The organism is Anabaena sp. UHCC 0204, assembly GCF_009711975.1.
Lineage (GTDB): Bacteria > Cyanobacteriota > Cyanobacteriia > Cyanobacteriales > Nostocaceae > Dolichospermum.
On sequence record NZ_VIKW01000065.1, the window covers coordinates 1 to 10,370 of the forward strand.

The following is a 10,370-nucleotide window of genomic DNA, read 5'->3' on the forward strand; positions in this document are numbered from 1 at the left end:
CCCCTGTCAAAGACTATTTCACCGGTGATCCCAATAGTCGAACCTTTTTGAACCCAGTCTGCTGCAACTTGAGCAATATTTCCCCAAAGTTCTAAATCAAACCAGAGGGGATTTTCACTTCTGTAGGGAGGTTTGACAGCAAGAGTCAAGGATGTTTTCATTGCACCAGATTCAAAATAGCGAACATCAGGTGTTTGACCAACGCGACCAACTAAATCAACTTTATTGACGTATTGCTGAGTCATATTATTTTCCTTGGGTAATCTATTTTTTTCACAGTATTAGCGCGATAGCGCATTCTCGGTTATGCAACTAAACGAATGATTTGCTACAGGCTGATTTGAGGCTTTATTGGATACAGCCCAGTATCAAACCTGATTGCGCCTAGCGCATTTATTACTGGTTGTATTGGGGAAAAACTGCGTAAAAAATAACCCCAAATCTACTAGAGATTTGAGGGTGATGACTATTACAAAATTTGTTCTTTGGTTGCTAAACCATGCAATTTGGTTACTAATTTCTCTTCTTTCATGCGAGAGAAACCAGGGATTTTGTGTAATTTAGCTAACTCCTTTAGTCTTTTTAGAGTTAGTGATTGCAAATTTTCCAAACTTGCTAATTCTGGAGAATCGGGAATATTTGTTACTTCTGAGGAAGAGTGATCAGGTGTAGGAGAATCAGTTGAATCGGTGATTAGTTCTGCTGTGTCGCAGGGAATAATATCATTGCTGTCACTGCTATGATCAATATCTTCACTCACCACAGTTACAATATTGCTACTAGTAGTCTGTCAACATTAATTTTATGTGTTAACGAAGTTTGAAAGTATTACTAACAAACGCTGGTAAAATTTGATAACTCACAATTTCAAGCTTGATAGACTACTAGCTTCACTAGGAGTATCATCTGGTGGTGTAATAGATTCAGATGATTCGGGTAGAGCGATCGCTTCAACTAACGAATTATCCTCAATTTCTTCGTTTACGGTAGGTACTGTATTAGCACCATCTTCACTAGGAGTATCATCTGGTAACGGAGTGCTTTCAGAGGGTGAAATAATTGCATCATTACTACTGAGGTTAGGCGTTTCTGTATCCCTGCTTGTGTCACCAAGAATTTGCTCAATACTGGCTACAGTGGGTTCTTTCAAAACGGTAATTCTGTGGAAATTTCCCACTTTCCTAACGGAGATTCTTGCCCCAGCCGTGCGGAGTTTTGTTGTCAAGTCGTTGAGCAGGAGAAATGCTACATCCAATTGACGGTAATTATTGATAATGGCACTCATGGTTTTTTGTTTGATTTAGTTCACCACAAGAGCGCATAGCGCAATCCTTTTGTCCAAAAATGTTGTTTGGTATGTTTGATGATGTTTAGACAGACTGCGTTGAAAATGTAGTTTTTGGTATTAGTCGGAAAATAGTAAAACTTCCCATACCAATCGGGGAGAGGCCATTTTCAACAGAGAGTTTTTGGCATCTTCCAGTTTCAACAGCCAACTGTGATCACTGAGAAATTCCTTCCAGCAATATTGCAGGTAATCCAGCAGCCATAGTTGTTGATGAAAATCTAATTGCACCTCAATATCTTTGGCGATACTTAACGCCATTAACAGATGGCTAGGAGGTTGAATTAGTTGTTGCAAAATTGATAGTGGGATAGATTGGAGTTGATCATGGTGAGCGATCGCATACCCTGGAGAACCACCCGCAAACTGTATAACATTTGGGTGATTGAGAATTTCAGAACGTCCCACATTTTCTAAAACTGTGGTCATTTGGGTGTTGTTTAGTCGCTGGAAAGGAATCAGTTGACAACGGCTGGTAATTGTAGCAAGTAACCTTTGGGGTTGGGATGAAATGAGAATAATTGTGCCGGATATTGGCTCTTCCAAGGTTTTCAGGAGTGCATTAGCAGCAGTGGGTGGCATTCTTTCAGCATTTTCTACCACGACAATTTTGTAAGGTGCAATTAGAGGAGAGGTAGCCAGAAATTGGGTGATTTCTCGAATCTGCTCAATTCTAATTTGGGATGGAGATTTTCGCAGTACCCCAGAAGCTGCTATTTCACTTTCACTTAACAACTGTTTTTGGTGTAGATATGTTGGTTCAACCCATAAAATATCAGGACAGTTAGCTAGGTTTTGGATGTTGAAAATTTCAGCGATAAAGCATTTAGCAGCTAAGGATTTTCCTACTCCCTCTGCTCCAGCAAACAAGTAAGCAGGGACAATTCGGTTGTGTGTAATTGCAGCTTTGAGTAAAGATATCGCTAAATTTTGGCCAATGATTTTTGATAACTGCCAGTTTTCTGCAATTGGCTGTGTAGATTCGGAATCTAGACTTTGAGAAGGTTCACAAACAGAAAGGTCTGTTGTGACATGAAGTAAATCAAGTTGCTTCATTTTTTGAGTTTTGGAAATTGTTGATTAGACATCTCCAGAAATTTAATGCCTCTCCAACAAACGGAGCATTTTAGGTTAAATTTCCGAGGTGTCTATTGCATTTGTAAGAAGTAGTACCTACGAGCAAAGTTTGATAATTTGAGTTTGCAAGGCGAGTTTTTCATCTACACCAGATTTGAGCATTAGCTCTAGTTCCAACAGCATTTTCAAACTATTTTTCAGCTTGTTTACACAACAATTAGCAACTTCTTGGCGGATGTAATACAAGCGTTTGGGATTTTTCACGTCTGCAAGTTGGGCTATTTTATTGTCGTCTTGACACCCGGTGATGATCATCTGTTTGACTGTTAGCCAAGTGCGAAAGGTAGTAGTCAGGGTAGCGGTAATCTTTAAAGCGGGTTCGTTACAGTTAATTAAGCGATCGCTTAATTCTAATGCTTGAGCAATGTTACCCAAGCGAATGGCGTTGGCTAGTTGTAAACTATTAGCAGCACTTTCTGAGACTAATTCTTTCACCATATCCCCGTTGACTGTTTTACCCAAGGCATAGGTTTTGAGCTTTTCTAGTTCGGTGAATATCAGTCGTGTATGATTGCCTGTGTAATCAATTAATACTTTGTAAGCATCAGTAGTGAGTGTTACACCTACTTCGTCAGCTAAAGTACGAGCTTGCTGTATTAATGCTTGGGTTTGCCATTGGGGAATGAGAGGAAATTCTTGTACCTGTGCGTACTCCAGTAGGAGTTTGACGGATTTATTTCTCGCGTCAGGTTTGTGAGTGTTGGTGATAACGAGGGTATTTGTTGAGGGAATTTTGGGGAGAATGGACTCCAACTGCAACAAAATTTCTTTTGAACCAACTCCCAGTAATGTGCTGTTGGGCAAATGTACTAATCGTCCTCCACTCCCAACAGGTGGTGTCATGATATCGGATAATGCTTGAGGAATGGTTTCTTTAGATTCTGGGGGGTATTCTGTATAGTTAAAGTCTGCCCATTGTTGATCTAGAGTGTGGGTTTTTAGTTGTTTGATGGTGCGAGTTAGAAAAAATTCGTTTTCACCAAAGTATAGGTATGTTGGCATTGTAGTACGGCAATACAATTGTCGTACATGAGCGTTAGCTCTAGCTCTCTTATCTGAGTATTTTCGATAATGTCTAATGTGTTGTAAATATTTCTAACTTTACACTAAAAACAAAATGTAGGATGGTACTGTTATTGTGGCTAATTGTCATATATCTTTATTTGAGATAAAACTATTCACTACTATGCAAGATTCTTCTATCATCACCTATAAATTTACTGTAAATATAGTTTCAGGGCAGTTAAAAAGCAAGAAATATGAGGGACATTTTACCTATGACCAATCCCAGTTAAATTGTAATGGGGATGAAACTATCGAGGTTTTAGAAGCGCAATTTAGATATCAAGGTGTAAACTATACAGAATCTAGTTTCGACGGACTACCAAAAGTTTCATTCAAAGATGGTGAATTTCAACATTTCATTGCTGTTGGAGGTTCTATAAAACGCCGATTTGGGTTTAATGACGGATTTCATCGTTCGCAATTTGGTTGTCCTGAAGAGGCTTTTGTGAGAGAGGGAAAAGATTATTTTGCTTATCTCGATCCGGACACTTATGTGGAAGGTGCTGGGAGAGTTACATACATTAAGCAATTGGAGTCCCATACAAAAGATAAGCCCACTCAAGCCACTTCAAATGAGCTAACAGTAAAATTAACTGAACTGGAAAAATATTTAAAAGCCGAACAATGGAAACAAGCAGACTTGGAAACAGTTAGGATCATCCTTGAGATAGCAGGTCAACTAGAAAGAGGTTGGCTGACTGATGATGATATTGAAAATTTTCCTAGTGCTGAATTGGTTGCTATTGATAAACTTTGGCTAAACTATAGCGAAGCACGTTTTGGTTTAAGTATTCAAAAACAAATCTGGCAAGAGGTCGGAGAAGACTATTTGGAACTATGTGATCGTGTTGGCTGGCGATTGGAAGACGATTGGTTAGATTACGAAGACTTAGAATTTTCCAAACAAGCACCAATGGGTCATCTCCCGTTTGGAGGTATTTGTATAGCGGATGAGGAGAATTGGATTAATCAATTACCGTTTAACCTGCCATTGTGGGTATCAAGATCAGAACCCTTTATGGGACGTTTGATACAAACACGCTCTGGTGTAGAACTCTTAAAAAGTCTTCTTTTTCGTACTCTTTTAGACAGTACAATTCTTTAATTTTTTCACACAAATATCAAGATAGTAAAATACAGGAGCAAATAATGGCAAAAAAGATGAATATGAAGGATATAATTGTCCTGATACCAGGCATTATGGGTAGTATTCTACAACTCGAAAAAGGTAAAAAACTATGGGATACTAGTAATATTATTTGGGCAATGTCAGGTTTAAATGATAATTTGCAAAACCTAAAAATTCAAGGAGAAGATGACTACCTTAGAGATGATTTAGAAGATGGAGTTCAAGCAACTGGTTTAATAAGAGTTCCTGGTGTAATTGGTGGATTGATTAAAACTGATGATTATTCATCCATCTCAAATTTAATTATTGAAGAATTTAATGTAACAAAAGGAGAAATACATGATAACAACCCAGCTAATTTTTTCGAGTTTTCCTACGATTGGCGACGTGATAACAGAGTTGCTGCACGAAAATTGCAACAGCTAATTGACAAACGCTTACCGCAGTGGCGTGAAAAAACTGGTAATGAGAAGGCTAAGGTAATTATTCTAGCTCACAGTATGGGAGGTTTAGTTGCTCGTCATTATTTAGAAGTATTAGAAGGGTGGCAAAACTGTCGTGCTTTGGTAACTTTTGGTACTCCTTATAGAGGAGCAGTTAACTCAGTTAATTATCTAGCTAATGAGCAGAGACTAGGATTTGCTGATCTCACAGATATAGTCCGTTCATTTACTTCGGTTTACCAATTAATACCAATATACCCGATGGTCAAAATTGGCGAAAACTACCAGCAAGTAGTCGAGACACAAGGAATTCCTCATCTTGATAAAAAACGGGCTGAAAAAGCTTTGGCATTCCATCGAGAAATTGAGCAAGCTGTAGAGAAACACCAAAAAGATGCTCAATATCTAAATTTCAAAGATAGCTATCAAATAATACCTTTTGTTGGTTGTAGTCAAAACACTTTTCAATCTGTTGAGCTTGTTGACGGAAAAATACAAACCAGCTATGAATTACCAACAATAAATAATCAAAAACTTGATATTGCATTAGCTGAAGGAGATGGAACTGTACCTCGCCTATCAGCAAGTCCTATAGAACTAGATGGGAAATTGTCTGCAAGATATATTGTAGAAAGTCATAGTTGTTTACAGAGTAACCTCCAAGTTTTTGATGATGTGATCAGACTCCTTGAAGATACACAAAATCCAAATGTACCAATCAGGGGTAAATTAGGTCTTATACAAAACCAACGTGCAACTATTAGTCTTAATATTGATGATTTGTATGTTGCCAGTGAACCTATTGAACTGCGGGCTAAAATTTTGAACTTAAATACAAATATTGGTGTGCTTCAAGCCACAATCGCTCCTGTGAAAGAGAATGAAGAACCAATCCAATTAAATTTTAGACAACAGGATGATCAGTGGGTATTGACGATTGATAAACTTTCACTAGGGTTGTATCGATTGGAGGTAGAAACAAGTATGAAGAATCCTTTATGTCCAACACCTATAAAAGACGTTTTTGTAGTTTTATAATTAAACAGGGGTATTTTGTATGACGAGGGAAGCCTGGCTTAAATCTGATAAAAAAGGTTTAGCCCGTTACGTTCATAAAGAGGCTGGCCAATTTTTACCATTGTCTCAAAATCAATTAGATTTGTTGAAAAAACCTAATGGTCGTCACTTATTAACTGAGGTTATATATAATACTTTATGCAACCTAAATATACAGTATGCTCTGGAAAAATATGATCAATCAAATGATACACAACAAATTATACGTGAACCAAGTGAAATTATAGGTAGTCCTCGTCAAGGCACTTGTCTGGATCTAGCAGCTTTTTTCTGTGGGGTATGTTTAACTTATGAATTACTGCCACTTTTAATTATAATTGAAGGTCATGCATTAGTAGCTGTATCTTTGAATCACGGGTTTGGAGATTACAAAGCCCGTCAACGAAAAGAATATGATAAATTATTCAAGACAGGATCAGGATTGCTATCTCTTACTGACAGCAATAACCCTACAAATTTTATTGACTTAGTTGATTCTGGTCAATATCTTTTCATAGAATCTACTGGCTTTGCCCAAAGTGATAGTTTAAATTCAGCAACCCCAGAGGGATCTGATAGAATTAATGGATTTTTAACTTTTGAGCAAGCTATTATCGCAGGTCGTAAACAATTTGAGCCAGAAACAAATCGATCTCCACAATTTGCATTAGATATTGCTGTAATATATCACGAAGAAAGTTGGCAACCTTTGCCAATTAGTCTTCCAGATATGGATTCAGAAATCGGTAAAGCAGTGCTTCTTGAAAAGGATGTCAAGAATTTTTTTAGTATTATTTTAAACAATATAGAAACTGATTTGAATAGATTAAAGAATAACTCCGATATTCAATCCAAGGAAAAGTTCAGATATATTCCTATTCAAGTAACTTCGGAAAGAATTTCTCAACCTCTAGTGGAAACCCCTTTGATATATAGTGAACACGCAATAGAACTCAAAAGGATCTACGCCTATAAAGGCTTTGATAACGAACTGGCACAGCGTTACAAAGTAAATTGGGAAGAGGCAAAGGCAAAAGAAGATTACAAAGTGATCATGGTTCTTGCCGATCCAGGTATGGGAAAATCTACATTATTAAGGATGGATGCTTGGAACACTGCACAACAGCAAAAAAATAATTTTGGTATAATTACAATCATAAATGATGAGGATTTGAACTTTCCGATTCTTCTAAGACTATCACAAATAGCAAAAAAATTAAACGAAGATAGCCAAATCATCAATGTAATTCCAGAACTTATCGAAAAAATATCAAACCTACCAAAAGAAGTATTTCCTATATTAAATAAAAATTTAAAAGATGGAAAATGCCTTGTTTTTTTGGATGCTTTGGACGAAGTACCACCAATAAACCGAGATATATTAAAAAGAAAGTTAAATGATTTTGCTTCAATTTATGCAGGTAAAATTATTTGTACATCCCGAATTGTCGGTTATGATAAGATTTTTTTCAATAGTAATAGTAATAGTAATAAGGTAGTTGAAGTTGAAATTGTACCGTTTGGTCAAAACCAAATTGAACAATATATTAGCTGGTTTATTGATGACAATTCGCTAGTAGAAAGATTAATTACCGAACTGCGTAATAAACCTCAAATAATGGGACTAGCTCAAAATCCACTGCTATTATCTTTGATTTGTAATATGTATAATAAACCTGAACCTCCAACTCTTCCTGCAAAGCGTACTGAAATTTATCGCCAAACTATAGATGATTTCATGTTGAAAGAATGGGATGAAGAACGAAAAAAAGAAGTAGATATTGTGAAACGAAAGGAAGCAAAAGTTAAATTGTTGTCAGAAATTGCTTATAATTTATCCAGCAATAGCAAGGATAATATTCATTATCATGAACTCAACGGGGCTATTGAGCAAGTTTTAAACAATGAAGATAATGAAATAAAATCTGATTTAAACAATTCAAAACCAATAGACTTAATTAGGGAAATATCAGAGAAGGATGGCATTCTGCAAAAAATGGAATCAGAAGAAAACGATGAAGAAAGTCATTATCTATTTTTGCATCGAACTTTTCAAGAGTATTTCACAGCTTTGTATTTAGCAAACGATGAAAATGTTATAGAGGAAGCAATAAAACATATTTGGCAATACGAATGGCATGAAACTTTAACTTTATTGACGGGATTGATAGAAAAGAAACTAAAAGCAGTAGCATTTATCAAATCTATCAAAGAGCAAAGAGATGATATATTCTATACTTTGAAGTTATTAGCAGGTAGATGTCTTGCTGAACGTAAATTGGATGATAGCGACTTGGTAGAAGACATCTATAACTTCTGGCACAAATTTCCATCTGCTAACTTCATTCGCTCGACTGTTGTAACTATCGGGCAAGTAAATTCGCAGATGTTCAATATGCTGAAAGAAACTCTTGAAAACACCAAAGAAACTGAACAAGTGAGAAGCGAAGCAGCATTAGCTTTGGGCGAAATTCGCAACTCAGAAGCCATACTAGCCTTGAATGCTACTTTAAAAAGCTCTAATCCCCGTCTAAAAAGACAGTCTGCTTTGGCTTTAGGTGACATTGGCACTTCGGATGCAATTAAGCCATTAATCGAATGCTTCAAAGACCCATCCTATGTTTCTAGTTTTCAAAGTCTATATGGTAACAATAAAGAGTATGAGATATGCTCTGCTTTGGCTATAATTGGCAACCACGAAGTAATAGAGGAATTAATCAAATTTCTGAATAATAAAAAAGAAGACATTAACAGTAGAATTTCGGCAGCCAAGACTTTAGCCAAGATCGGTAATGAAACAAGACAAGAAAACGACAAAATACAAATAATAGAAGCGATTGTTAATGCCATCAATGAAATCAGTGGCTACATTCTTAACAAAGATGTTCAAGAATTTCAAAATAAGTTGATATGGGCTTTGAGTGAAATCACTAATGAGAAAGTTATGAAATACTTAATCAAAGTTCTGAACGACAAACAGAAAAATATTCAAACTAGAACAACGACAGCAAGAGCTTTGGGTAAGATTGGTAGCCCAGAAGCAGTGCAAGCCTTAATCACAACCTTCAATGAGGAAAATGACTCTGATACTGATATTAATAACATTAATGACATTAGGAAAACCGTAATAATAGATTTGGGTAAGATTAGCAGCCCAGAAGCAGTACAAGCCTTAATCAAAGCTTGCAAACATACAAATAAGTTCGTAAAATCGTCAGCACTTAAGGCTTTGGGTGAGATCGATAACTTGAAGGTAGAGGAAATCTTAGTAGATACTAAAAACAACCACCAGAATGAGAAAGTTAGAAACAAGGCTGAATTAGCTTGGAGAAATATTCAGAGTAAAAAGAATAGTAATAGTAATAAGCCAGCCCCGACTAATTCAGATACTGGTATTGATATTAATATGCTTCCAAAGATAATTGCTGAAATTGATACTTCTGATGAATACTTCATTGATAAGATCCGAAATCAAGCGAAAGAGGATTTGCGTAGGTTTAATAATCCTGAAGGGACTTCATACTTAATTGAAGTTATCAAAAATACAAAGTGCAGTGAATTAAAAATTGAGGTTTCTTTTGCTTTGGGTAGGATAGGAAAAGGTAACGAGCAAGCAATGGAAGCATTAATTTTAACTCTCAAAGACAATAACAGGAACGTTATAAGAGCAGTAGCATCGGCTTTGGAGGAATGTTCTACAGAAGAGACTTTAAAAAGGCTGATAGAACTCTCTCAGACTGAAGTAAATATTTATGACCCTGACGTATTTTACTTAGCAAGGAAACTAGTAATTAAGTTCAACAAATCAAAAGTAGATTTCATTCCTGTTTATCCTGAATTGGTCTCAACTCAGCAGTAAACTCCCCACTCAAAACAGACTCAACTGCTTCCCCACATCACCTTGAGGCTCAACAACCGAAAGTAACTCATCTCGTTTTTTAGCAATCAACTCCAAATAATATCCACTGGAATAGGCTTCAGAATTAGTCAACCCCGTAATTCCTTGATAAAACGTCACAACATCCCCAGTATTACCCAGAACCAAAAGAGCCTTTTCACCCTTCTTAATTTTCCGAGTAACCTGTAACTGTTCCACAGGAAAATCACCAGCACGAATAACCTTTGTTAATTTCTGGTAATATTGTTCTGCCTTAGCCTTTGACAGAAGATATTGTGTCAGGTAGTTCAAAGCAAT

Annotated in this window: 8 protein-coding genes and 1 pseudogene; 3 read left to right on the forward strand and 6 right to left on the reverse strand. The window is 36.5% G+C overall.

Annotation, left to right across the window (positions count from 1 at the left end):
- From ssb to holA, 5 genes are all read right to left on the reverse strand, one after another.
- The coding region (gene ssb, locus FJR04_RS24130) for a single-stranded DNA-binding protein (RefSeq protein WP_168499648.1) at positions 1-245 on the reverse strand (245 nt) is incomplete at its 3' end.
- Positions 246-469: 224 nt separating this feature from the next.
- Positions 470-763: a hypothetical protein gene (locus tag FJR04_RS26350; protein ID WP_254445391.1), complete on the reverse strand. Its 294-nt coding sequence runs from the start codon at positions 761-763 to the stop codon at positions 470-472.
- Positions 764-859: 96 nt separating this feature from the next.
- A complete protein-coding gene (locus FJR04_RS26355) occupies positions 860-1,285 on the reverse strand; it encodes a hypothetical protein (RefSeq protein WP_254445393.1) in 426 nt (141 codons plus the stop codon).
- Positions 1,286-1,405: 120 nt separating this feature from the next.
- Entirely contained in the window at positions 1,406-2,401 is a 996-nt protein-coding gene (locus tag FJR04_RS24140) for a DNA polymerase III subunit delta' (protein ID WP_168499650.1), read from the reverse strand.
- 117 nt (positions 2,402-2,518) lie between these two features.
- Entirely contained in the window at positions 2,519-3,484 is a 966-nt protein-coding gene (holA, locus tag FJR04_RS24145) for a DNA polymerase III subunit delta (RefSeq protein WP_168499652.1), read from the reverse strand.
- A 184-nt stretch (positions 3,485-3,668) separates the two neighbouring features.
- Between holA and FJR04_RS24150 the strand changes: the two genes are divergently transcribed.
- The 3 genes from FJR04_RS24150 to FJR04_RS24160 are packed head-to-tail and all read left to right on the forward strand — an operon-like array spanning position 3,669 to position 10,034.
- The gene (locus FJR04_RS24150) at positions 3,669-4,652 is read left to right on the forward strand and encodes a GUN4 domain-containing protein (protein WP_168499654.1); all 984 of its coding nucleotides are present in this window, start codon (positions 3,669-3,671) and stop codon (positions 4,650-4,652) included.
- Between the two features lie 44 nt (positions 4,653-4,696).
- On the forward strand, positions 4,697-6,157 hold the full coding sequence (locus FJR04_RS24155) for a triacylglycerol lipase (protein ID WP_168499656.1): 1,461 nt from the start codon (positions 4,697-4,699) through the stop codon (positions 6,155-6,157).
- A gap of 19 nt (positions 6,158-6,176) precedes the next feature.
- Complete coding sequence (locus FJR04_RS24160; RefSeq protein ID WP_168499658.1) at positions 6,177-10,034, forward strand: HEAT repeat domain-containing protein; 3,858 nt, start codon at positions 6,177-6,179, stop codon at positions 10,032-10,034.
- Between the two features lie 9 nt (positions 10,035-10,043).
- Here FJR04_RS24160 and FJR04_RS24165 read toward each other — a convergent pair.
- Positions 10,044-10,370: pseudogene (locus tag FJR04_RS24165) on the reverse strand (DNA polymerase I); the annotation flags it as partial.